The organism is Rhodanobacter hydrolyticus (genome assembly GCF_044904645.1).
Map to the genome: position 1 here is coordinate 3,815,141 of NZ_JADIKK010000008.1, position 23,623 is coordinate 3,838,763.

Below are 23,623 nucleotides of genomic sequence, written 5' to 3' on the forward strand. Positions count from 1 at the left end.
CCCTTCGACGGGGAGACACCATGGCTTCGATACACCGGGAAATACTGCTGGATGCCGATCCCGCGGACGTGTGGGCAGCCATCAGCGATATCGGCGCGGCCCACGAACGCCTCGTACCGGGCGTTCTGGTGGACACGCAGCTTGAAGGAAACGCCAGGGTCGTCACCTTCGCCAATGGCCTGGCGGTGCGCGAGCTGATCGTCACGCTCGACCATGACGCCCGCCGCTTCGTCTATGCCTCCGTCGGTGGGCGGGCAACGCACCACAATGCGTCCTTCCAGGTCTTCGCCGACGGCGACCAACGCACGCGCCTGGTCTGGATCACCGATGTCCTGCCGGACGAACTGGCCGGTCCTATCGGCCAGAACGTCGAACTGGGCATCGCCGCCATCAAGCGAACGCTGGAAAGGAAAACCGGCGCCTCGTGACGTCGACGATGGCCTGCGCGGTTGCGGCGCACACGACCCGAACATCATCAGCGTGCACAGGACTATCGCCTCCGCTTGACGGCCGCTTTATTCCGCATCACCCAAGCTGACAGGCCCGTCCCCACGGAGCCCCGTCATGCCTTACCGGAGTATCAGCCAGTTGCCCGACGCAGTGCGCGACAACCTGCCAAAGCACGCCCAGGAGATCTACAAGGAAGCCTTCAACCACGCCTGGGAGGAATACGCCGACGAGAGCAAGCGTCGCGGTGATGATTCGCGCGACGAGACGGCGCGCAAGGTGGCCTGGTCGGCGGTGAAGCAGGGATACGCCAAGGGCGACGATGAGCGCTGGCATGCGAAATAGGCAGCGTGGCGCTGTCGCGCCCATGTAGCGATGCAGGCGAGCGGATACGGAGAAGCTGCGCCCTGCAGGCATTGTGCCTGCAGGACTTCATCGCCTGTCAGCCATGATTGGGTGCCGCGAGCAGAGTCGGCCCCGCGCCGTCCGTCTGCATGCTGTCGTCGGCGAGGGCGTCGGCCGCATTCGCGTCGGGTTTGTCGACCCATGGTGCCGGCGTGTAGGGCCCGGGGAGGTAGGTTTGCCAAACAGCGGTACTGGATTCGGGTGTTCCGTGTGTTATCACGTTGAAGTTGATGGTAATGGGGACATGTATGGTCCAGCTGTCCTGCTTGGCCAGTGCGCCGGTCGTGGGCAGCGTATAGGTCCAATGACGTGCTGCCGAAAGGCTCGAGTGGGCCAGGATCGCGCGATACTGCTTGAGCACGCCTTCCGGTCCACGATTGGCAAGGTTGACCTGCTCGGCGACGGCATCGGTCACGTGACCGCTACGGTCTACACGCAACGCCAGATACACCGTCGCCTGCACATGGGCATGGATCATTTCTGCAGGGAAATACGGCTGGAACTGTTTATTGCCTTCTGCAGCATGCACCGTACCGGTGTCGTTCGGGTCGTTGTCACCGAACGTAACGCCCTTGATGTGCGCGTTGTAGTTGCCGTCGGGTTTCTGCGTAAGCACGACGCGGGCATGCATGCTGGCCTTGGCGACCACGGGCTGGCCGTCCTGCAGCACGGGCTGGAAGTGCCACTGCAGCGCCGCGTTGCGCACCATGTCCGCAATGGGCTGGCCGTACTTGGCCGGGTCATCGATGACCGCGGTCTGCACCGTACCATCCTTGGCCAGCACGATGGTGCCGTTCACGACCGCGGATGACTCGACGGCCGGTTGGGTCCCAGCCTGGGTGCCCATCGCCGTCATGGCGAGGAGTGCACCGAGTATTGCCTTCTTCATGCGATTTCCTTGGCTTGCGTTCAGTCAATCGATTCGACGGCAATGGCGCTGCTGTGCGTCAGCCGTGGTTGGATGCAGCGGGGAGCGGGGTCGGGCCCGCGCCATCCGTCTGCACACCGTCATCGGCAACAGCGTCCGCAGCATTCACGTCGGGTTTGTCGACCCAGGGCGCCGGTATGTACGGGCCGGGCACGTAGGTTTGCCACACATGGCTGGACTTTGGGGCTCCCAACACATTCAAGTTGTAGGCAACGGGCACATGGGCCGTCCAACTGTCGTCCTTGGCCAGCTTTCCCGTCGTGGGGGGAAGGAAGGTCCACTCGCGAATCGTCGAGAGAGCTGAGCGCGCCAAGACTTCGCGGTAGTGGGTGAGCACGGCCTCCTGGCCCTGCACGCCGAGATTGACCTGCTCGGCGACTGCCTGGGTCACGTGGCCGCTGCGATCCACATGCAGGGCCAAGTAAACCGTGCCTTGGACGCGCGCTCGTATCGCCTCCTGCGGGTAGTGCGGAAGGATCCGCTTGTCTCCGCGTAGCGCGCTGGTGTCGTTCGGGTCGTAGTCACCGAACGTAACGCCCTTGATGCGCGCGGTGTAGTTGCCGCCAGGCATCCGCTTCAGCACGACGCGTGCATGCATGCTGGCCTTGGCCATCACCGGCTGGCCGTCTTGCAGCACAGGCTTGAAGCGCCATTGCAGCGCGGCGTTGTGCACCATGTCCGCGATGGCTTGGCCGTAAGCTGCCGGGTTGTCGATCACCGCTGTTTGTACCGTGCCGTCCTGGGCCAGCACGATGCTTCCGTTTACGATCGCGGATGCCTCGACGTCCGATTGGGTCGCGGCCTGAGTACCCATCGCCGCCATGGTGAGGAGTGCGCCGAGCATTGCCTTCTTCATGTGATTTCCCTTGAGTTGCGTTGAGTCCATGGATCCTGCACATGCAGCCATCGGCAGCATGGAGCCAGCGGTGCGTTCGCCATCCTCACGTTAGACGGCTTCCTGCCTGGCATGGCGGCCACTTCGCTGCTTTCTGCTGATTTATCCCCTTAGCCGGGCGCTCGGATGGCGCCATGCCGTTGACGCCCAGTATGTAGGCAAACCATGACACGCGTAAGCTGGTTTTGGGGCCGAACACTGCCCGGGGTCAGCGCCCCATACGCCCCGGTACACGCGCTGCAGCAAGCTCTTCACGCCGATCCCCACTAAAATCGTCCGGTTCATCGCACACGATGTCGGAGTCGCCATGAGTTCCCCCGCCAAGCACGTCCCCGTCGGCTCGCCCCAGGCCGAGACCACCCCGCTGCGTTTCGTCACCGCGGCCAGCCTGTTCGATGGCCACGACGCGGCGATCAACATCATGCGCCGCATCATCCAGAGCCAGGGCGCGGAGGTGATCCACCTGGGCCACAACCGCTCGGTGGAAGACGTGGTGCGCGCCGCGCTGCAGGAGGATGCGGACGCCATCGCGCTGTCCTCCTATCAGGGCGGCCACGTCGAGTACTTCAAGTACATGGTGGACATGCTCAAGGAGCGCGGCGCCGCGCACATCCGCGTGTTCGGCGGCGGCGGCGGCACCATCACACCGGAAGAAATCAAGGAGCTGCAGGCCTACGGCGTGGAGCGCATCTACCACCCCAACGACGGCATGAAGCTCGGCCTCACCGAGATGATCGAGGACGTGATGCAGCGCGCCAGCCGTGCCGCCGCGCAGCGCGCGCCCGACACCGCCGAGTCCAAGGTGGACGTGGACGATGAAATCTCCATCGGCCACATGCTCAGCGCCATCGAGGAGGGCAAGCTCTCCGCCACCGACCTCGACCACCTGCGCAAGCAGTGGAAACTGGCCGGCAAGGCCACGCCCGTGCTCGGCCTTACCGGCACCGGCGGCGCGGGCAAGTCCTCCGTGGTGGACGAACTGCTGCTGCGCTTCCTGCATGCCTTCCCCGATATGCGCATCGCGGTGCTCGCGATTGATCCCACCCGCCGCCGCTCCGGCGGCGCGCTGCTGGGCGACCGCATCCGCATGAATGCGCTGCGCAGCCACCGCGTCTACATGCGCTCCATGGCCACGCGCCGCCAGCACGCCGCCACCAACGAAGTGCTGCACGACTGCATAGACTTCCTCAAGGCGCAGCCCTACGACCTGGTGATCGTGGAAACCGCCGGCATCGGCCAGAGCGATTCCGAGATCGTCGACCTGGTGGATTTCCCGGTCTACGTGATGACCAGCGACTACGGCGCGGCCAGCCAGCTGGAGAAGATCGACATGATCGACTTCGCCGAGCTGGTGGTGCTCAACAAGTTCGACAAGCGCGGCGCGGAAGACGCCCTGCGCGACGTGCGCAAGCAGTGGAAGCGCAACCGCACCGCCTTCGCCGTCAAGGACGAAGACGTGCCGGTCTACCCCTCCATCGCCAGCCAGTTCAACGACCCCGGCGTCACCTGGATGTTCGCCAACCTGTGCCGCTTGATGCGCGACAAGCTGCACCTGCCTGCGGAGAAGTGGACGCCGCAGCTCGACACCACGCTGAAGGAGCCGCGCGCCACCGTGCTGATCCCCGGCAGCCGCGTGCGCTACCTCGCCGAGATTGCGGAGCAGGGGCGTGGCATCAACGCCTCCGTGGCGCACCAGGCCGAGGCCGCCAGCAAGGCGCAGCACTACTACGAGTCGCTGAAGGAACTGGGCGACGACAAGTTGCCCAAGCCGCTGGAGCTGTATCACGCCGAAGACCTGCAGGCGCACGACGCGCAGGCCGCCGACCGCACCCTGCTGCTCCTCCGCCAGCGCTACAACGTCGCCCTCAAGGAACTCACCCACGAGTCCATCCACCTGCTGCGCGACTGGCCGAAGCTGCGCGAATCGGTGACCAAGGACGTCAACGAATACAAGGTGCGCGACAAGACCATCCGCGTCGAGAACTACCGCGAATCCCTGAGCCACCAGAAGATCCCCAAAGTCGCGCCCCCCAAGACCGCAAGCTGGGGCGACCAGCTGCTGTTCCTCGGCAAGGAAAACCTGCCCGGCCACTACCCCTACACCGGTGGCGTGTACCCGTACCGCCGCAGCGGCGAAGACCCCACCCGCATGTTCGCGGGCGAGGGCACGCCCGAGCGCACCAACCGCCGCTTCCACTACCTCAGCCAGGGCGGTGCGGCCACGCGCCTCTCCACCGCGTTCGACTCCGTCACCCTGTACGGCGAAGACCCGGCGCCGCGCCCCGACATCTACGGCAAGATCGGCAACTCCGGCGTCAACATCGCCACGCTGGACGACATGAAGAAGCTGTACTCCGGCTTCGACCTCAGCGCGCCGACCAGCTCGGTGTCGATGACCATCAACGGCCCCGCGCCGATCATCCTCGCGATGTTCATGAACACCGCGATCGACCAGAACGTCGAGAAGTACCTCAAGGAAGATCCCGCGCGCTGGGCCGCGGCGGAAAAGCAGATCGCCGCCATGTTCCCCCATGGCCGCCCGCAGTATTCCGGCGAGCTGCCCAAGGGCAACGAAGGTCTGGGCCTGGGCCTGCTCGGCGTCACCGGCAACCAGCTGGTGGACGCGGAGACCTACGCCCGCATCAAGGCCGAGACGCTCAGCAGCGTGCGCGGCACCGTGCAGGCCGACATCCTCAAGGAGGACCAGGCGCAGAACACCTGCATCTTCTCCACCGAGTTCGCCCTGCGCATGATGGGCGACATCCAGCAGTACTTCGTGGAGCACAAGGTCCGCAATTTCTACTCGGTCTCCATCTCCGGCTACCACATCGCCGAGGCCGGCGCGAACCCGATCAGCCAGCTCGCCTTCACCCTGAGCAACGGCTTCACCATCGTGGAGTACTACCTCGCGCGGGGCATGAAGATCGACGACTTCGCGCCCAACCTGTCGTTCTTCTTCTCCAACGGCATGGACCCGGAGTACACCGTGATCGGCCGCGTGGCCCGCCGCATCTGGGCCCGCGCCATGCGCGAGCGCTATGGCGCCAGCGCGCGCAGCCAGATGATGAAGTACCACATCCAGACCAGCGGCCGCTCCCTGCACGCGCAGGAAATCCAGTTCAACGACATCCGCACCACGCTGCAGGCCCTGTACGCCCTGTTCGACAACTGCAACAGCCTGCACACCAACGCCTACGACGAAGCCATCACCACGCCCACCGAAGAAAGCGTGCGCCGCGCCGTGGCCATCCAGATGATCATCAACAAAGAGCTGGGCCTCAATTTCAACGAGAACCCCTGGCAAGGCAGCTACGTCGTCGAAGAGCTCACCGACCTGGTGGAAGAGGCCGTGTACAAGGAGTTCGAAGCCATCAGCGAGCGCGGCGGCGTACTCGGCGCCATGGACACCATGTACCAGCGCGGCAAGATCCAGGAAGAGAGCCTGTACTACGAGCACAAGAAGCACGACGGCAGCCTGCCGCTGATCGGCGTCAACACCTTCTTGCCCAAGGACCACGGCGGCGAGATCGCCACCGAGATCGAGCTGATCCGCTCGACCGAGGAGGAGAAGGGGCAGCAGATCGCCAACGTGCAGGCCTACCAGAAGGCGCGCAACGCACTGGCGCCTGCCGGCGAGACCTCACACGCGCATGGCACCGACTCCACCGACGCGCCCGTGGCGCAGGTGCACGACAACCACGGGCTGGCTTATCTGCAGAACACCGCGCGTGATCGCAAGAACGTGTTCAATGCGCTGATGGAGGCGGTGAAGACGCACTCGTTGGGGCAGATCAGTCATGCACTGTATGACGTGGGCGGCGAGTATCGGCGAAATATGTAAGACGCTGCTATCAGTCCTCGGGTGTCCTTGAATTTGGGGCCTGCAGAGATGCAGGCCCCTTTTCATTCTTCCTCACAAGCACCGGTGCCCGCCTCATACCTGCTAACGGCCCCTTTTTCTGACGCCTAAACGGGCTTAGGCTTAAGGAAAATGGATCAGGGGAAAATTATGCAGACTGACTCGACCCGGGATGAGATTCGGAAGCTTCACTTCATCCATGATGAAGCAGCGACCACGGATGAGTTCGGAAGCCATGATCGAGTCGCGTCGGCAGTGGCACAGGTCATCAGTGAAGATCACAAATTAAAGGTAATAGGCCTACTAGGGCCGTGGGGAAGTGGCAAATCGACTGTAGTCAGCCTTGTGCAGCAAAAGCTCAATGACGATAGTGATGGTGCGAAAAAGATTAGGTCATACGTCTTTACGTATGATGCGTGGCAGCATCAGAACGATCCGCCGCGTCGTGCCTTTTTGGACACGCTGATCCAATTTCTAGTCACGCAAAAACTCACAGAGGATAAGTTGTGGCGAGAAAAGCTAGATCGTCTGAATCGAAAGATCGACGACACTACGGTGACCAGCACGCCAATGCTGACCCCTTCGGGCAAGTGGATATTGTTGTCGTTGCTCGCTGTTCCGTTCGGTCAGGCGCTCATAACAAAAGCGAGTTTTAAGTCGCTGTTCCACGCGTCCGGCTGGACTACATTTGATGGAATTTTGTGCGCCATAGGTATCGTTCTGGCCATTGCACCTTTGATTGTGGCGATTGGTATTTATATTGCGTGGCGCCCAACCTGGAATCCGCGCAATCCCACCTTTAAGACGCGCGGAAACTGGCTGCAACACAAAAGAGAGCACGAGGAATCGTCGATCCTGTCAATATTCATGAATAGACAGATCACGACTAATCGCAATCGTGTGATACGAGAGCCCGATCCTACAGCTATCGAGTTTCAAAATATCTTCAGAGAAATTATGGAGGCCGTTGCGTCTGTTAACGGCCGATATCGCTTCATTTTTGTTATTGACAATCTCGACAGATTGCCAGAAGCCGATGCGATCGCCATGTGGGGAACCATAAGAAGTTTCTTCCTGGGGGCTGAAGAAACTCAAGCACTTCGAAAGGTCACTTTATCGCCGACTGTCTTGCTTCCTATTGATGAGAAGGCCGTGAGGGCTATCTTCAGGGGCGAATCTGAGGCGCGCGCAAATTCCTTCATGGATAAGACGTTTGACCTATCATTTAGAATTACCCAGCCAGTGACGAGTCGATGGGATACGTATCTCGCCAAGAAGATGGGATCCGTATTCGGGTCAGAGATGGATCGGGAGTGGCCTAAGATTGTCTCGCGATTCTATTTGAGTAGCCAAACACAAAATTCTGGCATGCCAATTACACCTAGGGGGATTAATAAGCTCGTCAACGACATCGCGACATGTTGGTTGCAGTGGCATAAAACGGAAAATATCTCGTTTGCTGCAATAGCATATTATTGTGTGTTTCAAGTGTCGATAGAAAATAACCCTGTCGCTGAGATAAGTAGTCCTCGCGCAGGAGTGACCGAGATCGATCCCGATTGGGCGCAATCGGTCGCTGCGATCCATTACGGAGCCAAGCCAGAAGAGGCGAAGCAAATCCTCATCGAGCAGCCGCTTCGAAACGCAATTCACAACAACAATATCTCAACCTTTGAAGAGTTGTCCAAAATTCCTGGATTCGGCATGGTTCTACTTAGAATCGCTGAGGGTTGGCGTGCCCAAGCTGTATCTACACCGGATGAAATTTTGCTAACAGTGGGCTTACTTGATCGTATGTCGCTCGACGATCTAAGCGATCTTCGGCAAATCAAACAAATTTTGAGGCTCGCAATCCAATCTACGAGCTCATGGGGAAGTTTCAGTCCCGAACAATCTAAAGCCTTGGCCTCTCTGATTCCTGATAATCGCGGATTTGGTCGCTCGGAATTTCTCGCGAAGATGTCTGAGATCCTGAGGGTCGCCTTGTCAGGTGCGGCGGCGGCTGCGAAATTCCCTGAAGCATTTGTCGCCTTTTGGGCGGCGGCAGCTAAATCGGATAGCGGTATAGGCGCGCTTCCTGTTCACATTTACGTTCCAGGCGATGCCAGGAATTTCTTTAAGGTCAAGCTGGCGTTTCAGGGTAATGATGCACTAAGCAGCAGATTCGCGACCGACGCTGATGCAGGGTTAGCGTTACAGGGTCTCGCGAGTGACACAAAAGTCTCGACCGATGCTGCTCTGGCAGTACAAACCGCACGCATTGCTATGGAAGTCTATAAAGAGGCGGATTGGAAGCCGCTTGTCCAAGAATTGGCATCGTATGCGCGCGACAATGGCAGCAATACACCAGCCGTTTCAGCCGCGACACAAATTATTGGTCTGTTAAGGCCGACACGGCCCGAGGCGAAGGCACACATCGATCTCATGATTGCCGGCGGTCAAATCGCAAACAAGCTAAAGCTTGCATATGGCCAAAACGATGATGCCTTTGCAGGGACGTGCCTAGCGCTCTTTATGGTCAGTGATACGGATCCGGTTGACCCTAACCCGGATACGCTCGCTGTGGCGCTATCGGAGCGACTGGGTATGCTGAACGCGCTAGACAAGGGCCTGCAAGAGTTTAGAGGTGAAGATGATATCGTCGGGTTTCTTTATGACGCGGTGACACGAAGCGCCGCGATTAGCGGTATCGCGAAACGCATTTTTTCACACCGGGTTTTGCATGACCGGATTGGTACTTTGCGAACTGCTCAAATAATTAAAAATTATGATGGATATTTGGCATTTCTAGATGCGGATCTTGTGGAGAATTTTTTAAAAATATTTACCGGCTATGGATCTTTCTGGAAGGTGATGGATGACGAGCCGCTTGGTGGGAACGTCACGAAGATCTACAAGGTCTTGATTGCGTGCGATGATTCTTCTATCCAGAGTTTTGCGAGGCAGAAGCTCTCCATTAGGCTTGGTACAGTCGATGGCGACGAATGGAAAGCAGCCATCAGATCAGGGGCGAGTCCGTACGACATTGCGGCGGATTTCGCAAATGTTTTGCCGGAAACGCTTGGCCTTACGGCGTTGTGGACACCACTGAATGAGATGACGGACGAGGTGCTTCAAAGCACAACGCACGATGTCCGGGTGCGCTGGTTTGTATGCGCTTCGTTTTTAAACGATTCGGGTAGAAAGACGCTATATCATAATGTTGGCGAGCAAATCACGCATGGGGCTGCTGTTGCTGAAGTGCATGAGCTCTTGGAGTTAGGAGGGCAGAGCTTTATAGATGAAGGTGGCTTTGCGCAGGCTTCAGATCAATCTGTTCGTCGGGTCGTATACCCATCACTAGAAAATCAGGCCGGTTTGGAATCACTTCTTCGATGGGTGTCGGCGGTAAAAGGTTGGGTAGATGATGCACGTGCTGAAACGCGTGAGCAGCTCGCAACGTTGCTTATCGAGCAAAAATCAAAAAGCGACCCTGTGCTGGCCGAGCGCTTTGCTGCGTTATACGAGGGGCTTGCGTTACCGCCGATTTCATTCGAAATTAAAGAAGATGGAGCCGGTGACTCGAATCCAACTTCATAGAACTCGGATGAAGTGCTCGGAATTTGAATAAAACGGGGTCAAGTTAGCTTTCTTTCTGCGTATGCGCTGATGGGGCGGAGCAATTAAAGGCGCTTAATTGCTTACGGCCCCCTTTGCATCGAGCTTAGGAAAACAGGGGTCAGAGTGCACTTTCTATCCTGAAAGGTGCGCTCTGGCCCCTGTTTTTCCTTGGTGCTTAGAAAGACACGTCGTCCGAATTGATCGCCGAAGTTATGGGCAGTTGGCTGAGCCCTTCGGCTTGTTCGCTTAGGAAGTACAGGGCGGCGAAGAGGCCTTCGGTGGTTGAGGCATCCAATGGGCAAGAGCCGGGTTCGACGGTGTTGCATTGGCTGCTAGCGTGGAGTTCGCGGAAGGCTTCGCTGTTGGCGAGGACGCGGGCGAGGGCGTGAACCGCGATAGTGAGGCCAGCTAGGGTGGCGGCATCGCGTTGGTCGGGGGTAGCTTCGGCGAAGGTCCAGTAGGGCCGCGAGAGCGGGTTGGTGGGGATGCGCGCATCGTCGCGCGCGACTGCCGTATGATCGGGCTTAGCCATGATCAACTCCTGTGAAGTTGGTGGTGGTCAGCGGGTCGTATGGGTTCCAGCCCATGCGGCCCGCGCTGCTTTTGGTCTTGCGGATTTCCTTCGGTTGGCTTTTCATCTGTCGACAGCATTGCGCTGCGACAGTTTTCATAATAAGGCGCCAGTAAAATAAAGTCTGTCGACGAATGGAGTTAATGTGTAGGCATTGGACTTTATTTTGTGGTCGATGGATTTTGATTAATGGAAGATCGGTGAATGGCGCTTTTTGAACGGAGATAAAAAGGCCAAGTGATCTTCGCGACTACCGCAGTGTCAGTAGCTGGCGACGCCGCGCTCACGTCCCCAGACCACGGCGGCGCCGCGCCGTTTCACGCCGATCTTGCTGTACAGGTTCGCCACGTGGTTGCGGATGGTGTGGCGTGAAAGGTGCAGTGTGTTCGCGATTTCGGCGTCGTCGTGGCCCTTGCAGATGAGTCCGAGGATTTCCAGCTCACGCGGCGTCAATGCCGCCAGTTCGCTGCTGGCGCCGCCCGGCTGGCGTATCTGCGCCAGTTTTTCCATCACGGTGTGACTGAACCACGTGGTGTCCTTCATCACGGTCTCGATGGCAAGAATCACGTCGGCTTCCGCGCGTTTGCGTTCGGTGACGTCCTGTACCACGCACAGCACGCAAGCCTCGTCCTGGATGGTCACCGGCTGGGCGGAAAGCAGGCAGTCGATGGCCGCGCCGTCGCGCGTTACCAGCGGCACTTCGAGGTTGCGCGTTTCCTGTCCGGCATCAAGGCCGACGCGCAAGTCATCGAGGATCCTGGCGCTCTTCCAGAGCCCGGTTTCCCGAAGGGTCTGACCCTGGATGTCGGGGTGGTGGTATCCGGTCGCGTCGCCAAAGGCGTCATTCGCCGCCATGATGCGCCAGTCCGACCGTGCGCAGATCAGCATCGGCACGGGCGCCGAGCGGAACGCCTTGGCGAATTGCTCCTCGCTGCGGAGCAGTGACATTTCGGCGCGTTTGCGCGCATCGAGATCGGCGAAGGTGAACAGCATGCAGGCTTCTTTGTCCATCTCGATCGGCTGGGCTGCGACGATTACGAACTTGTCGGTGCCGTCGCTCACCCGCGCCAGTGCCTCCTGTTGCGGGATGGAGCGGTGCTCGCGCATGGACTCGAGCGCGGCCTCCCGGTGCTCGGCTTCGCGCAGCACGTCCAGTTCATGGAAGGGGCGGTCGATCACCGCTTCCTGCGTGAAGCCGGTCATTTCGAGGAAGCCGCGGTTCACCCGCACATAGCGCGAGTCCGCAAGCCGCAGGATCACCGCGGGTGCGGGATTGGCCGCGAACGCACGCTCGAAACGATCGGCGGCACTCTCGAGTTCGGTCACGTCGCTGACGATGAGCACCAGCGATTCGATGATCTTCAGCGAGCTGACGACCGGGAACCCGCGAAGCTCCAGTACGCGGCGGAATTCGTCCTGTGACCGATGGGTCACTTCCACCTTTACGTTGTCGAAGCGTTCTCCGGCGACAAGCCGGTCCAGCGGGTATTGCCTGGTCGTGAGCCGATGGTTGTTGAGGTAGCGCAACGCAAACTGCTTGCGGTAGCCCACCTTGCCGGCGCCCAACTGAGCGAGCTCGGCGCAGCCGTGCATCTCCAGCGCGGCGTCGTTCGCCCAGGCGATCGAGCCGTCCAGTTCGGCTACCAGCACACCCTGGATCAGGTTCGCGAGGATCTGCTGAAGTTCGCTGCGATCCCTCGGTGCTTTCGATGCTTTGGCGCTCATCGGAAATCCTGCAAGTCTCTGGGAGGGGATCATTTCGCGAGCGAACGCTGCGCATTGCAACCGGTAGAAACCTACCAGGCGCACTGGTAGCAACTTCTCTATCACAAAGCGCACGAGGTCCCTAGGGTGGATTGCGGCCGACAACCGGCCGTTCGAGAAAGGAGTTCCCCATGCAGACCACACGTACACCCAAGCAGGGCAGCCATTCCGACAAACCGCAGGAGCCATCGCCGCCGCATCGTCCGGAGCGTAAGTCACCGGGCCACGAGGGGCAGGGTGACGGCCGTCATGCCGACACGCAGCGCCGTCCCGGTGAAGACAAGCCACACGAAGACCGCAAGCCAGCGAATCGCCGCTGAGGCGGAATCGTCGACCGAACCTGGAGGCAACCCCGCATGAAAGCATTCCGCACGATGCCGATACTCGCCCTCGCCGTAGCGCTTGGGGCGGGAATGATGGCCAACGCCGCGCTCGCCGCGCCGCAGACGTCGTCGAGCACTGATCACTCGGCCGACGCAGGCCAGGCGGTCAGCGATGCGTGGATCACGACCAAGGTGAAAAGCGAACTCGGAACCACCAAGGGTGTGAAAAGCATGGACGTGACGGTGAAGACCGTAAACGGCGTAGTCACGCTGACCGGGGTGCTCGCCACCCAGACAGACGTCAGGAAAGCGGTCGCCGCGGCCAAGAGCGTGAAGGGCGTCCAGGACGTCGATGCGTCCGGGCTGAAGTCGAAGGACTGACCAGGGCAGCGCGGCTGCCCAGGAACCCGCCGCATCGCGATGGAGCGCATGCGAGCGCCACGACAGCGTCAGCGAAGCGTGGCCGCGGATCCCGGCGCGGCGTTGCAGGATCGCGACGCATCGACAAGCTTGAAGCGCTGCCGCAGACCCGCGCATTCCACTGCGGCCTGTGGCAGGAAGCGCACCCGGCCCTGGCATTGCTGCCTCGGCAAAGAGCGAATCAACCCCTACCGGAGAACCAGCCATGAATGAAGACAAGATCAAGGGCCGTTGGAAGCAGCTCCACGGCAAGCTCAAGGCACGCTGGGGCAAGCTGACGGACGACGACCTCACGGTCGCCGACGGCAGTACCGAGTACCTGGCGGGCAAGCTGCAGGAGCGCTACGGCATCGCCCGCGACGAAGCGAAAAAGCAGATCCGGGATTTCGACCTCGATCTGGATCTGTAAGCGTCGGTGACGAGGGTGCTCCAGGGTGGAGCACCCTCGCTCGGGTCTTTGCACGTGGGAAGCGCCTCCACCAGGCGTTTCCGTGTGAAACCACCGATGGCACCAGGCTGGGCGGTTCGCTCCCTGCGAAGCCGCCGGAAACCTGCAGGGTGCCGACAGCACGGCGGGCTTCACGCATGGCAAGCAGACACGAATGCGTCTGCGCGGAGCGCTTGTCCGCCGGCAACCCGGCGATGCCACGGCCAGTGACCGATCGGCCCCGGTTGCACGCCATGCCCAGCCATGGACGGCGCCGTGGCGCAAACAGGCGGCTGCGGGATCGTCTGTCCAGCCGCCGCCCGTTACACGACAAACGTTTCTCCATCACGCAGAACGGACATCCCTCCCCGGCCACATCCATTCCCCACACTGAGGAAAACGCCATGCTCTGGTACGCCGTCGTATTTCTGATCATTGCCATCATCGCCGGCGCCTTCGGCTTCTTTGCCGTTGCAGGCGTCGCCGCGACGATCGCCAAGATCCTGTTTGCCGTCTTCCTCATCCTGTTCCTCGTCTCCCTCCTCTCCGGGCGCAGGCGGGGCTAGGCATGGCCTTGCACGGGCGCGGCCCGTGCTTCGCGTCGTCATCCACGCGCTGGGCCATTGTGCAGCGGCACGTTTGGCCGCCATGACGGCCCTGCAGCCTTAGTCACCGACGGGTTCATCGGCGACGCCGGCCACCGCGTGGTGGTGGCGATTCGCGGGGACGCCAAGTTCACCTATGCCCCGGAGAAGGCGCCGAGGCGAGCCGCGCGAACGCACTGGGCGAGGCGTTTTCGAAGCGGTCCACCAGCAGCTGCACGAACGCGCTCACCCGTGCGCTCACATGCCGATGCGAGGGATACAGCGCCCAGACTTCGATCGGCCGGCCGGCGAGCCTGCCCCAGTCCACCAGCCGGCCGGCGTCGATATCGGCCTGCACCAGCGAGCGCGGCATGGCGGCGGCGCCGGCGCCGGCGAGTACGGCGTCGTGGATCATGGCCATGGAGGAGAGGCGCAGCACGTTGCGGGTGGCCACGGTCAACGTGCTGCGCGTGCGATGCAGTTGCCAGGTGGCTTCGGACGGCGCGCGGGGCAGGGTGACGACGGGCACGGGCAGGTCGCGTGGCCTCGCCGGGCGCGGCAGCGAGGGGGCGGCCACGGCCACCAGCGTGTCGCGCAGGAAGCAGCGTCCCGCCAGTTCGGTCGAGGGGTCGGGATTGGCGCGGATGACCAGGTCGAAGTCGTCGTCCACCGGATGGACGAAGCGGTCTTCGGCGACCACTTCCAGCTGCACCTGCGGGTAGGCAAGCGCGTAGTCCGCGGCGATGCGGCCCAGCCCGCGCTGGCCGAACAGCACCGGCGCGCTGATGCGCAGCCGGCCGCGCGGCGTGCGGATGCCTTGCCGCAGCGTGTCGCCCACCTCGTCGATGTGCTCCAGCAGCGATTGCGTCTGCTCCTGCAGTTCGCGGCCTTCCTCGGTAAGCCGCAGCTCGTGGCCGCCGCGTTCGAACAGACGCACGCCGAGCGCGTCTTCGAGCTGGCGCACCCGGCGCGACAGCGTGGCCTTGGGCCGCCCGGTGACCCGCGCGGCGCGACCGACGCCGCCATGGCGTGCCACGTCATTGAAATCGGCCAACGCGAGCAGGTCCATGGGTGTTCCATTGGTGGGACAGGATGTCCAGATTATGCGGCTATCGTTGGCTACGGTGAAACAGCAGGATGGGGCCGTCCACCACCCAACCCCATCATTGAAGGAGACACCCCATGAAGATTCTCGTTACTGGCAGCACCGGCACCATCGGCGGCCTGGTCGTCCGCGGGCTGGCCGCCCAGGGCGCGCAGGTGCATGCGCTGACGCGCGATCCGGACAAGGCCGTGTTTCCGGCTGGCGTGACTGCCGTCAAGGGCGACATGACCGATGTCCCGTCGATGCGCGCGGCATTGAAGGAGGTCGATGCGCTGTTCCTGCTCAACGCGGTGGTCGCCGACGAGGTGACCCAGGCGATCGGTACGCTGAGCCTGGCGCGCGAAGCCGGCATCCAGCGCATCGTGTACCTGTCGGTGCTCAACAGCGACGCCTACACCGACGTGCCGCATTTCACCGGCAAGTACACGGTGGAGCGGATGATCGAGCAGTTCGACCTGCCGGCGACGGTGTTGCGCCCGTCCTATTTCATGCAGAACGACGCCATGCTCCGCGACGGCCTGCTGAAGCATGGCCGCTACGGCATGCCGATCGGCGATGTCGGGGTGGCGATGGCCGATGTGCGCGATATCGCGGAGATCGCGGTGGCCTCGCTGCTGCGGCGTGCGCGTGCGCAGGCGCCATTGCCGCGCGAGGTGATCGAGATCACCGGGCCGGACGTGCTGACCGGCAAGGACCTCGCGGCGATCTGGTCCGACGTGCTCGGCCGGCCAATCACCGATGGCGGAACGGACCTCGACGCCTACGAAGCGTTCATGGCCGGCGTCATGCCGTCCTGGGCGGCGCACGATCTGCGTCTGGTGCTGGGGCGTTTCCATGCCGACGGTATGCTCGGCAAGCCGGGTGCGGCCGATGTCCTCACCGGTCTGCTGGGCCACGCGCCGCGCAGCTATCGCGATTTTGCGACGGAGTTAGCGAAGACGTGGCAGCCGGCCTGACAACGCATCGCGCCAGCCAGGCCCAGGTCACGGAGAAGGTGTCGGGCGTAGTCTCCCGACACCTTTCCCGGAGGGGGCTGCAGCGCATTCGTTTCCACTCTCGATGGCGTCGGGAACACTGTGAACTGCCTACGTGCCACCTGCGCCAGTTTTGCCGGGGAAATGTCTGGCACAGGCTGCGGATGGCATTCCGTGTCGGGCCGCAACGGTGGCAATGCCGCTGGCGCAGCCTCCGTCGCTCCGAAATTCACCGGGACTCGAACATAGGCGGAGGCTGGGAACGCTGGACAAGAACGCGCGTGCTCGTTGAGCCGAGAGATCAGCTCAGGCCGGCTTGGTGCACGTCCGCGTCACGGCGCGAGTGCTTTTTTTAAGAGCATGTCGTACTGCTCCAGTCGAAATCGCACCATGACCTGCAACATGCTCTGCCAATAGACGCCCATCAGTAGGGCGAACAGGAGGACCTCGGGCCAGCTTGCCTGTGGCGGCCAGTGCATATCCTTGAACTGGATGACGAGGGCGGCGAGGAGCGGCAGGATGCCCAGCTTTTCCATCCCGCCGGTCAATAAGGGGAGTTTGCTATGCAGCCGCTCCACGCGGAGGGTGGCGAAGTCGCTCATGGCCTGCAGGCGCTCGCGCGGAAAATCCCGCAGCCAGTCGATCAGCGCTTCGTGATGCGGCATGTCGAAGTCCAGGATCTCGGCAGACTCGCGTCGCTCGCTGGACGGCTTCAAGTTGAAGCCGGGTTGTTGCGCGGTGAAGGCCACAAAGAATCCCGACAACTCGATGACCAGCAGCACGGCTACAGCGGCAAGTGCCCAGCGGCTGTTGGGCAGTGTCTTGGCGATGATCTGGCCCAGCAGGGCCGATGCAAAGGCTATGCTGCTGCCCCATCCCATGCGACGGCTGGGGGTGAACTGGTAGGACGGATGTAGCGGCAAGCTTTCGATCCGCTTGTCCAGCATGGCAAACGTCAGTGTCGATGATTCCATTCGCGTTGATCCCCTGTGATCGACGTTTGTGAGGCTCCTAGCCTGCCACGGAAACCTGAGCCCTGTCCTCTTTCCGGAGGAGACCTGAGCGGAGGAAGTTTCAAGGTTTTTGCTTGACTTCCTCCATCCTGTTTTCGCGCATTTGCCGCTGTTTTTGTTTTTTGCCGCGGCAGCATGTCGTTCGTCGGGATGACGACCGGCACGTGAGGCCAGGCTCCCACAGGGTGTATCACCTTCCGTGGATCGGGCCGGGATTGACTACGCTGCCGTACAGCATCGAACCCGCAGGGGAGGGCACCATGTCGCGAGAATGGGCGCTGAAAATCGTGATGGTCGTAAGCGGGCTGCTTTTTCTGGCGGCCGTCTATCCGCTGGCCATGTCGTTATGGCAGTGGCAGCACGTCGATGTCCTCATGCCGATGTTCCTCAGCCTTTACGTCACGCTCGGGGCTTTCCTGCTGATGGCGGTGCGGAACCCCTCGGAGCATCGCAGCCTCATCGGGTTCGCGGCGTGGTCCAGCTTCGCGCATGCGGGCGTGATGCTGGTCCAGGCCTACGGCAACGTCGCCGGTCGCCCGGAGTTGTTCGGCATGTCCGCCATCTTGATCGTGATCGGCGTGCCGCTGATCGTTCTGATGCCGAGGAAGCCGTCTACGGCATCGGCAGTCGCGTCCCGGGTTTAGGGAGCCAAACGCGGGGTCCGAAAGCGGGGTCAGGTTCATTTATTTGACCCTCAAGTCAATCTGACTCCGTTTCAGAAGGCGAGGTGCTCGAAGCGCGCTTGCCGTGATCACCTAAGCGGCGGAAATCCGAGCAAGGCATAGATCACGTAAATCCATGACAGGAAGAAATCGATGATCGCCCAGAAGATCGAGTGGTTGTGCGACCAGCTGATCAGCACGGCCAGCAGGCTGCCCAGGGTGATGCCGGTGCCGCTGTAGCTGTAGCGATTCATGGTGATGTCCTGTTCCTTGAAGAGGAGGCACTTGGACGTTTACGAAGGAGCGCACTGGCCGATGCGGTGAGCGTCAGTTCCGCATCGACGTGATGCTGCCGAACGCCATGTTCGGGCGATCATGGCTGTACGTCCATAGCCCGCGGGTGGCCATGCATGCCGTAAAAAGGGAAGGTTCATTTTTCCACTCCGTCCGGTGGCAGGAAAATGAACCTGATCCCTTTCAAACCGGGGGCAGAGCGCATTTTTATCCTCAAAAAGCGCACTCTGCCGCCGGATTTTTCGGTCGCTCGACCGTGGGCGCCTACCGGGTCGCGGTAAAGAATTGCCGCCCGCCCGCCAGCTGCCGCAGCACGACATCTTGCCGATCGACTGCGGCATGGCTTTGGCTCAATACTCCTTTGGGGCTGTACTGCCGTTTCGTGACTACGGATCGTCGAAAGGATTCCCATGGCTTACTCAATGAATCAGGTTGCCCTGTATCTCAACCTTGCTGCCGCACGGGTCAAGGCGGATGGCGATCTCCGATATCTGATGGGGCCAGGGGCGCCAACGCTCAGTGGCGGGGGCAATCTGCAAGAGACGCAGATACTCTTCGTGCGCGACGCATTGTGGGTCGCCAACAACGACGATGCCGACACCGCGTTGCAGAAAGACATACTCGATAAGCTGAAGATCGGTACGCCCGAGGCACTGATTGAGCATGTCGAGGCTTTCCAGACACGCGTCTTCAAGCGCATGAAACTTAGTGCGAAGGAGATTTTCGTGCCGCCCGGTTCGCCCGCAGAAATCCTGCTTGCCGAACTCGCTGGCCTCGACGATGCCGGGGGCAAGCGTGACCTGACTTATCCACCCGCCCTCGGCGCCTTGCCCATCGCCGGCAAAAAGCCCGTCGGCTACGCGCTGAAGTCGCCGGGAACGGGTGAAGGGCCGGCGGTCTCGGGCATCGTTTTTGTCACCGGCAACTACGAAGGTGTGGCCGGCTCGGGGGACAATGAGCACGCCGAGCAGAAGCTGCTCGCGGCCTTGAGCCGGGTGCCCGACAATGTTCGCGGCACGCTGGCGCTGTATGGCTGCAAGCAGCAATGCAGCATTTGCAAAGGCGTGTTCGACAAGGCGATCCCGAAAGTGGCGTCGTCCTATCGCTACCTCAATTGCCGCGCCCACGACGATCCCGCGATCAAGAGTTACCAGGCGCAGGCGCATCCCTCGGGGATCAAGGCGCTGGATGTCGATCGGTACTTTCCGGTGTAGGTTTTCGAGCCCTGCATGCGCAGATCGTGTCGACGCTGGCGGAGGCCATCTTCAACGTGGCGCTCACCATGCGGAAGATCCTCGATCAGGTCGACGGGCAGAAGCTTTCGCCGAAAGCGGCGGCTGGCATCGGAGTCCGCATCGTCCCAGTGCCGGCAACGCACTCTGCGAGCGGGGCAGGTTTGCCTGTCGGACGCGAAAGTGGGCTGCGCGGGCTGGATGCCGGCAAAGCGTCTACCAGCTAGCGGAGAAGGCTCACCTGGCGCGCGGTGCTGGATGGAGTCATCGGCTGGCGTGCTCCATACATGCAGGTGCGCCATAACCACTCGACGGGTCCGAATCGGTATCGGCGGAGCCAGACGGCGCTGAGGCCGATTTGGCACATGTAGACGACCACGCCAAGGACGAGTGCTTCGACCAGCCCCATTCGCCCGAAATACCCCAGCCCATAGCCAAAAAATACCCAGGTAAAGATCACGGACTGCATCAGGTAGTTGGTGAAGGCCATGCGGCCAAGCGGCGCAAAGACCCTGAGCACGCGCGAAGCGCGGGTGAACTCAACGAGTACGATGACCGCCGCAGTGTATCCCAGGCCCATGAAGATGTTGGCTGCGTTTGCGAGACAGGCGCTTGCCGCGGCGGACGTGAGCCAGGGCGCCACTGTTCGCAGCACATCCGGCATGCCCATCAACGTGCCAAGTATCAGCCCGAAGCCCGCCACCGCCGACAACAATCGCCGGTGTCGTTGCGGATCGCGCAGCACACCGGTACGCCACGCCACCATGCCGAGCAGGAAAAGCCCCAAGGTGCGCGGAAACACGTATACGTGCAGCGACAGGATGTAGGGCAGCTCGGCCCAGCTGAAGCACACGATCCTTCCGTATGTGCCCGTCGCATAGACGTGGTTTGCCGCAACGACGTGATGCTGCAGCCACGCCACGGAAGGCCAGGCGATCGGTAGCGAAAGGGCTGGCATGGCCGCATAAAAAGTCAGCAGTCCGGCGGCGGCGAGCGCGGCGGCTCTCGCCGGAACCCACAAAAACGGCAGCACCACGAATCCCGCCAACGCGTACTCGGTGAGGATGTCGCCGTTCCAGAGCAGCAGCAGGTGCGCCAGGCCGATGGCCAGCAATATCAGCAGGCGACGGATGAGCAGACGCCGCCGCGGACCGCGACGAGCCAGACGCTCGAACTGGATCGCCAGGCCGACGCCGAACAGAATGGAAAAGAGTGCGAATGCCTTCATCTCGAGGAACATGGAGATGAAGCGTGCAATGGCACCTTCAAGCGGAAGCGGCGATGGTTGATAGGGCAGGAACTGCTGGAACAGTGATACCCGGAACTCATCGACCAGGTTGACTACGAGCACGCCGAACAAGGCGATGCCACGAAGTATGTCGATGGAGCGGATGCGGTTCTTGTCCGCGACGGGTTGTGCCGCTGCATCGATGGAGGAAGGCAACGCATCCGCTCTTCCACGTGTCATGAATGATCCTTGGGCAAGGTTCTCATTGTTGCTTTTGCATGCCGCATAAGTGCCCTGCGCGGATGGGCGGTCATACATGAGGTCGCCCACACGAACCCTCGTCGCTGACCAGTGCCGGCGGCAACCCGCTTCGGCCGCCACGCTTGAGTTGGTTTGAGCCGATCGGCGGAAGCAGGCGGCTGATCATACTGCCGGCAGGGTGACGGGCGACGGTCGACCGAACGGTGCATTCGCTGCGAGGTAGACGTTTATTCGCGCCGGAATACTCCGTGGTTGTTCCCCGCGAGCTGCAAATTTCCGACGATTCACCAACTGGGGCGCTTGCGTAACTTTGGGCAGTTTGACTACACGTGTAGCCATGGGTTAGCGTGACTACACGAGTAGTCAAGGAGTGCAAGATGCCAACCATCAGCAGGGCGTGTGCAGCGGTCATCCTGGGCATGGCCTTCATGCATACGGCTTCAGGGGCCACAGCTTGCTCGGCGGCCGCTTCGACCTTCCAGGCGGAAAGTGCCGGCCACCACCGACAATTTGTTTCAGTGACGGATGGCGTGCGGCTGGAAGTACTCGATTGGGGCGGGACCGGGCGACCTCTCGTGCTCTTGCCGGGCCTGGGCAACACGGCGCATGTGTTTGATTCGATCGCTCCGGCATTGGCGCGCCATTTTCACGTCTACGGCATTACCGGACGGGGCTTCGGCGCTTCGTCGATCCCCAAGAGCGGCTATGGCGCGGATCGGTTGGCCGACGACGTCATGGCCGTCGTCAAGGCGCTCGACATCCGCCGGCCCATCCTTGCCGGCCATTCGATCGCCGGCGAGGAGTTGAGCGCGATAGGAACCCGCTATCAAAGCAAGATCGCAGGCTTGATCTACCTCGATGCCGCACACGGTTATGCGATCTATGATCCGGGTCGCGGGGCTTATCTTCCGGACCTCGGTCACCTGGCTGCGCAGATATCGCGCATGCACGACGGCCCTTCGGACAAGTCACAGATGACTGCACTGTTGGACGAAGTCTCCGTGCTGCAACGCAGCCTTCGAGCCGAGCTCGCGGGGATCGCCGCCGATGACGCAAGCACGACCGGCGCCGCGCCTTCCGACCCAACGCCCGCGGATCTGGCCAGCTTCCCGGCGTTTCGCTGCTTCGTTTCCGCGCAACTCGGCGGAGTCATACCCGAAGACGAGATACGCCAGACGTTTGCGGCCGCCATCACGGGTGGCGTCGGGGAGCAGAAAGCGCCGGCGTTCGTCTACAACGCCATCCTTGAAGGCGAAGAGCGCTTCCACGCACCCGACGTGCCCATACTCACCATTGTCCCCGTCCCGCGCGCGTCGGATCTCCCTGTCGGCAGCGATAAGGCGAAACGCCAGGCGGCCGAAGAGCTGCACACCCGCATGCAGGAGGAGGAGATCGCCACGCTCCAGCGTCAGCGGCCGTTGGCAACGGTCGTGCGAATACCCTACGGCCGCCACTTCATCTTCCTGTCGAACCCTGCCGAGGTGGTGAGTGCCATGACCCAGTTCGGGGCGCAATTACCGTAGGCCTGCGCTTGGCCAAGGCCGGCCGGTCGGCTCCTGTTGCTGACTGAAGAACGGGGTCAGGAAGAACGAGGTCCGTCCCCCTTTGCTGCACCTTCAGCCATTCTCAGTGCTTGCATGACCACCTTGACCACCGCCCCCGGCTGATCGACCTGGATGTCATGCGAGGTATCCGCCACGTGCACCAGCGTGCCGCGGGGGGAGGTGGCGACGATCTGCGCCTGCGTGTGGGCGCGCGCTGCTTCCAGCCCTTGGCGGTCGCGCGGCAGCGCATCGGCATAGGTGTTGGCGGCGGACAGCACGATCAGGGGCGCCGCGCCGTGCGTCTACTGCATTGACACCGGCGGCTTGAACACCGCGGGGTTGTTCTGGAGCATCGACAGCACGGTGTGCCAGTACGCAGGCTTCGACATCAGGGCCACGTTCACCGCGTTGAGCTTGGCGCTGGCGTGCGGGTCGGGCTCGCCGAGGCACTGGCTCAGTTCAGGAGAAGCTGGGGGCGAGAAACCGGGGTCAGAGTGCATTTTTATCCTCAGCACCCGCCGTCTAGAAAAGTGTTCTGACCCATTTGCTTTGTTCTCGGCGTGTACCCTCAAAGCGGGTTGATGAGCTAATCAGGTCAATCTGAGTCCGCTGATCCCTGCGTTTGCTTGTACTCCGCCACGACCTCATGGAGCGTGGGATTGGACTTGCCCATGCCGTTGATGAAAACCGAAGGTGCTCCGCGGCTCATAACCAGGTTCGCGCGCTTGAACGAGTCCAACTGATCCATGCGAATCGCCGTAGGGACGGGGAGGTGATCGTCGCGCTTGGCGGGAATACCCATGCCACGGAGCCGTTCCACCATGTCATCACCGCGTTGGGAGGCATCTTTGGGGCAGTTGAGTGCGGCCAGGACGAGCACGACACCGTGCTCCACCCCGGTCGGCACGTCAGTTGGAATAAAGCCCTGTGCGTCAGCGTCGGCTTGAACTGGAGCGTCAATCCGGGCTTGAGCCTGCTCTATTTGCTCAAACGGGCTCAAAGGCCGTCGCGGGCCCCACATGTGATACGCAAATCCGACTGCGGCGAGCAGCAGTAATAACCGCAAAAGATTCATGGCGCCCCTCTG

General features: G+C 61.5%; 23 protein-coding genes. 12 read left to right on the forward strand and 11 right to left on the reverse strand.

Features of this window, described 5'->3' with window-relative positions:
* Positions 1 to 20 precede the first annotated feature (20 nt).
* Together ISP25_RS19650 and ISP25_RS19655 are read left to right on the forward strand one after the other, a co-directional pair.
* Positions 21 to 428 carry an SRPBCC family protein gene (locus tag ISP25_RS19650; RefSeq protein WP_404616090.1) on the forward strand — a complete coding sequence of 136 codons (408 nt, stop codon included), beginning with the start codon at positions 21 to 23 and terminating at the stop codon, positions 426 to 428.
* 136 nt (positions 429 to 564) lie between these two features.
* Positions 565 to 792 (forward strand): ChaB family protein, encoded by a 228-nt coding sequence (locus ISP25_RS19655; RefSeq protein ID WP_404616091.1) that lies wholly within the window; start codon positions 565 to 567, stop codon positions 790 to 792.
* Positions 793 to 889: 97 nt separating this feature from the next.
* Here the strand turns inward: ISP25_RS19655 and ISP25_RS19660 are convergent, their stop codons facing one another.
* Together ISP25_RS19660 and ISP25_RS19665 are read right to left on the reverse strand one after the other, a co-directional pair.
* Positions 890 to 1,741 (reverse strand): energy transducer TonB, encoded by an 852-nt coding sequence (locus ISP25_RS19660; RefSeq protein ID WP_404616092.1) that lies wholly within the window; start codon positions 1,739 to 1,741, stop codon positions 890 to 892.
* A gap of 58 nt (positions 1,742 to 1,799) precedes the next feature.
* The gene (locus ISP25_RS19665) at positions 1,800 to 2,696 is read right to left on the reverse strand and encodes an energy transducer TonB (RefSeq protein ID WP_404616093.1); all 897 of its coding nucleotides are present in this window, start codon (positions 2,694 to 2,696) and stop codon (positions 1,800 to 1,802) included.
* A 286-nt stretch (positions 2,697 to 2,982) separates the two neighbouring features.
* On the opposite strand from ISP25_RS19665, the gene ISP25_RS19670 reads away from it, so the two are divergent.
* Positions 2,983 to 6,516: a methylmalonyl-CoA mutase family protein gene (locus tag ISP25_RS19670; RefSeq protein WP_404616094.1), complete on the forward strand. Its 3,534-nt coding sequence runs from the start codon at positions 2,983 to 2,985 to the stop codon at positions 6,514 to 6,516.
* Positions 6,517 to 6,684: 168 nt separating this feature from the next.
* Positions 6,685 to 10,113 carry a P-loop NTPase fold protein gene (locus tag ISP25_RS19675; RefSeq protein ID WP_404616095.1) on the forward strand — a complete coding sequence of 1,143 codons (3,429 nt, stop codon included), beginning with the start codon at positions 6,685 to 6,687 and terminating at the stop codon, positions 10,111 to 10,113.
* 196 nt (positions 10,114 to 10,309) lie between these two features.
* Here ISP25_RS19675 and ISP25_RS19680 read toward each other — a convergent pair whose 3' ends face one another.
* Together ISP25_RS19680 and ISP25_RS19685 are read right to left on the reverse strand one after the other, a co-directional pair.
* On the reverse strand, positions 10,310 to 10,666 hold the full coding sequence (locus ISP25_RS19680) for a hypothetical protein (protein ID WP_404616096.1): 357 nt from the start codon (positions 10,664 to 10,666) through the stop codon (positions 10,310 to 10,312).
* Positions 10,667 to 10,966: 300 nt separating this feature from the next.
* Positions 10,967 to 12,430, reverse strand: coding sequence for a helix-turn-helix transcriptional regulator (locus tag ISP25_RS19685; protein ID WP_404616097.1), 1,464 nt, complete (start codon positions 12,428 to 12,430; stop codon positions 10,967 to 10,969).
* A gap of 170 nt (positions 12,431 to 12,600) precedes the next feature.
* Here ISP25_RS19685 and ISP25_RS19690 point away from each other — a divergent pair, with 170 nt between their 5' ends.
* The 4 genes from ISP25_RS19690 to ISP25_RS19705 all read left to right on the forward strand — a co-directional run bounded on the left by ISP25_RS19690 (position 12,601) and on the right by ISP25_RS19705 (position 14,205).
* Complete coding sequence (locus tag ISP25_RS19690) at positions 12,601 to 12,789, forward strand: hypothetical protein (RefSeq protein WP_404616098.1); 189 nt, start codon at positions 12,601 to 12,603, stop codon at positions 12,787 to 12,789.
* Positions 12,790 to 12,825: 36 nt separating this feature from the next.
* Positions 12,826 to 13,173 (forward strand): BON domain-containing protein, encoded by a 348-nt coding sequence (locus ISP25_RS19695; RefSeq protein WP_404616099.1) that lies wholly within the window; start codon positions 12,826 to 12,828, stop codon positions 13,171 to 13,173.
* A gap of 244 nt (positions 13,174 to 13,417) precedes the next feature.
* Entirely contained in the window at positions 13,418 to 13,621 is a 204-nt protein-coding gene (locus tag ISP25_RS19700) for a CsbD family protein (RefSeq protein ID WP_404616100.1), read from the forward strand.
* 422 nt (positions 13,622 to 14,043) lie between these two features.
* Positions 14,044 to 14,205 carry a DUF1328 domain-containing protein gene (locus ISP25_RS19705; RefSeq protein WP_192156331.1) on the forward strand — a complete coding sequence of 54 codons (162 nt, stop codon included), beginning with the start codon at positions 14,044 to 14,046 and terminating at the stop codon, positions 14,203 to 14,205.
* Between the two features lie 169 nt (positions 14,206 to 14,374).
* On the opposite strand, the gene ISP25_RS19710 is transcribed toward ISP25_RS19705, so the two are convergent.
* Positions 14,375 to 15,292 (reverse strand): LysR family transcriptional regulator, encoded by a 918-nt coding sequence (locus ISP25_RS19710; protein WP_404616101.1) that lies wholly within the window; start codon positions 15,290 to 15,292, stop codon positions 14,375 to 14,377.
* A gap of 113 nt (positions 15,293 to 15,405) precedes the next feature.
* Between ISP25_RS19710 and ISP25_RS19715 the strand changes: the two genes are divergently transcribed.
* Positions 15,406 to 16,284, forward strand: coding sequence for an NmrA/HSCARG family protein (locus ISP25_RS19715; RefSeq protein ID WP_404616102.1), 879 nt, complete (start codon positions 15,406 to 15,408; stop codon positions 16,282 to 16,284).
* Between the two features lie 350 nt (positions 16,285 to 16,634).
* Here ISP25_RS19715 and ISP25_RS19720 read toward each other — a convergent pair whose 3' ends face one another.
* Positions 16,635 to 17,276 carry a hypothetical protein gene (locus tag ISP25_RS19720; RefSeq protein WP_404616103.1) on the reverse strand — a complete coding sequence of 214 codons (642 nt, stop codon included), beginning with the start codon at positions 17,274 to 17,276 and terminating at the stop codon, positions 16,635 to 16,637.
* Positions 17,277 to 17,530: 254 nt separating this feature from the next.
* On the opposite strand from ISP25_RS19720, the gene ISP25_RS19725 reads away from it, so the two are divergent.
* On the forward strand, positions 17,531 to 17,959 hold the full coding sequence (locus ISP25_RS19725) for a DUF6632 domain-containing protein (RefSeq protein WP_404616104.1): 429 nt from the start codon (positions 17,531 to 17,533) through the stop codon (positions 17,957 to 17,959).
* A 107-nt stretch (positions 17,960 to 18,066) separates the two neighbouring features.
* On the opposite strand, the gene ISP25_RS19730 is transcribed toward ISP25_RS19725, so the two are convergent.
* Positions 18,067 to 18,231 (reverse strand): hypothetical protein, encoded by a 165-nt coding sequence (locus tag ISP25_RS19730; protein ID WP_192156321.1) that lies wholly within the window; start codon positions 18,229 to 18,231, stop codon positions 18,067 to 18,069.
* A gap of 462 nt (positions 18,232 to 18,693) precedes the next feature.
* On the opposite strand from ISP25_RS19730, the gene ISP25_RS19735 reads away from it, so the two are divergent.
* On the forward strand, positions 18,694 to 19,485 hold the full coding sequence (locus ISP25_RS19735) for a hypothetical protein (protein WP_404616105.1): 792 nt from the start codon (positions 18,694 to 18,696) through the stop codon (positions 19,483 to 19,485).
* 241 nt (positions 19,486 to 19,726) lie between these two features.
* On the opposite strand, the gene ISP25_RS19740 is transcribed toward ISP25_RS19735, so the two are convergent.
* Positions 19,727 to 20,971, reverse strand: coding sequence for a DUF418 domain-containing protein (locus ISP25_RS19740; RefSeq protein ID WP_404616106.1), 1,245 nt, complete (start codon positions 20,969 to 20,971; stop codon positions 19,727 to 19,729).
* Between the two features lie 398 nt (positions 20,972 to 21,369).
* Here ISP25_RS19740 and ISP25_RS19745 point away from each other — a divergent pair, with 398 nt between their 5' ends.
* Entirely contained in the window at positions 21,370 to 22,515 is a 1,146-nt protein-coding gene (locus ISP25_RS19745) for an alpha/beta fold hydrolase (RefSeq protein WP_404616107.1), read from the forward strand.
* Positions 22,516 to 22,571: 56 nt separating this feature from the next.
* Here the strand turns inward: ISP25_RS19745 and ISP25_RS19750 are convergent, their stop codons facing one another.
* The 3 genes from ISP25_RS19750 to ISP25_RS19760 all read right to left on the reverse strand — a co-directional run bounded on the left by ISP25_RS19750 (position 22,572) and on the right by ISP25_RS19760 (position 23,611).
* Positions 22,572 to 22,814 carry a hypothetical protein gene (locus tag ISP25_RS19750; RefSeq protein WP_404616108.1) on the reverse strand — a complete coding sequence of 81 codons (243 nt, stop codon included), beginning with the start codon at positions 22,812 to 22,814 and terminating at the stop codon, positions 22,572 to 22,574.
* 24 nt (positions 22,815 to 22,838) lie between these two features.
* Positions 22,839 to 23,036 (reverse strand): hypothetical protein, encoded by a 198-nt coding sequence (locus ISP25_RS19755; RefSeq protein ID WP_404616109.1) that lies wholly within the window; start codon positions 23,034 to 23,036, stop codon positions 22,839 to 22,841.
* Positions 23,037 to 23,131: 95 nt separating this feature from the next.
* Positions 23,132 to 23,611: a hypothetical protein gene (locus ISP25_RS19760; protein WP_404616110.1), complete on the reverse strand. Its 480-nt coding sequence runs from the start codon at positions 23,609 to 23,611 to the stop codon at positions 23,132 to 23,134.
* Between the last annotated feature and the right edge of the window lie 12 nt (positions 23,612 to 23,623).

Coding starts and splice junctions, on each gene's coding strand:
- ISP25_RS19660 (WP_404616092.1), bottom strand. CDS start 1,741: ATGAAGAAGGCAATACTCGGTGCACTCCTCGCCATGACGGCGATGGGC.
- ISP25_RS19730 (WP_192156321.1), bottom strand. CDS start 18,231: ATGAATCGCTACAGCTACAGCGGCACCGGCATCACCCTGGGCAGCCTG.
- ISP25_RS19735 (WP_404616105.1), top strand. CDS start 18,694: ATGAATCAGGTTGCCCTGTATCTCAACCTTGCTGCCGCACGGGTCAAG.
- ISP25_RS19695 (WP_404616099.1), top strand. CDS start 12,826: ATGAAAGCATTCCGCACGATGCCGATACTCGCCCTCGCCGTAGCGCTT.
- ISP25_RS19760 (WP_404616110.1), bottom strand. CDS start 23,611: ATGAATCTTTTGCGGTTATTACTGCTGCTCGCCGCAGTCGGATTTGCG.
- ISP25_RS19685 (WP_404616097.1), bottom strand. CDS start 12,430: ATGAGCGCCAAAGCATCGAAAGCACCGAGGGATCGCAGCGAACTTCAG.
- ISP25_RS19675 (WP_404616095.1), top strand. CDS start 6,685: ATGCAGACTGACTCGACCCGGGATGAGATTCGGAAGCTTCACTTCATC.
- ISP25_RS19720 (WP_404616103.1), bottom strand. CDS start 17,276: ATGGAATCATCGACACTGACGTTTGCCATGCTGGACAAGCGGATCGAA.
- ISP25_RS19700 (WP_404616100.1), top strand. CDS start 13,418: ATGAATGAAGACAAGATCAAGGGCCGTTGGAAGCAGCTCCACGGCAAG.
- ISP25_RS19680 (WP_404616096.1), bottom strand. CDS start 10,666: ATGGCTAAGCCCGATCATACGGCAGTCGCGCGCGACGATGCGCGCATC.
- ISP25_RS19690 (WP_404616098.1), top strand. CDS start 12,601: ATGCAGACCACACGTACACCCAAGCAGGGCAGCCATTCCGACAAACCG.
- ISP25_RS19655 (WP_404616091.1), top strand. CDS start 565: ATGCCTTACCGGAGTATCAGCCAGTTGCCCGACGCAGTGCGCGACAAC.
- ISP25_RS19650 (WP_404616090.1), top strand. CDS start 21: ATGGCTTCGATACACCGGGAAATACTGCTGGATGCCGATCCCGCGGAC.
- ISP25_RS19740 (WP_404616106.1), bottom strand. CDS start 20,971: ATGACACGTGGAAGAGCGGATGCGTTGCCTTCCTCCATCGATGCAGCG.
- ISP25_RS19665 (WP_404616093.1), bottom strand. CDS start 2,696: ATGCTGCCGATGGCTGCATGTGCAGGATCCATGGACTCAACGCAACTC.
- ISP25_RS19755 (WP_404616109.1), bottom strand. CDS start 23,036: ATGCACTCTGACCCCGGTTTCTCGCCCCCAGCTTCTCCTGAACTGAGC.
- ISP25_RS19745 (WP_404616107.1), top strand. CDS start 21,370: ATGCCAACCATCAGCAGGGCGTGTGCAGCGGTCATCCTGGGCATGGCC.
- ISP25_RS19705 (WP_192156331.1), top strand. CDS start 14,044: ATGCTCTGGTACGCCGTCGTATTTCTGATCATTGCCATCATCGCCGGC.
- ISP25_RS19670 (WP_404616094.1), top strand. CDS start 2,983: ATGAGTTCCCCCGCCAAGCACGTCCCCGTCGGCTCGCCCCAGGCCGAG.
- ISP25_RS19715 (WP_404616102.1), top strand. CDS start 15,406: ATGAAGATTCTCGTTACTGGCAGCACCGGCACCATCGGCGGCCTGGTC.
- ISP25_RS19710 (WP_404616101.1), bottom strand. CDS start 15,292: ATGGACCTGCTCGCGTTGGCCGATTTCAATGACGTGGCACGCCATGGC.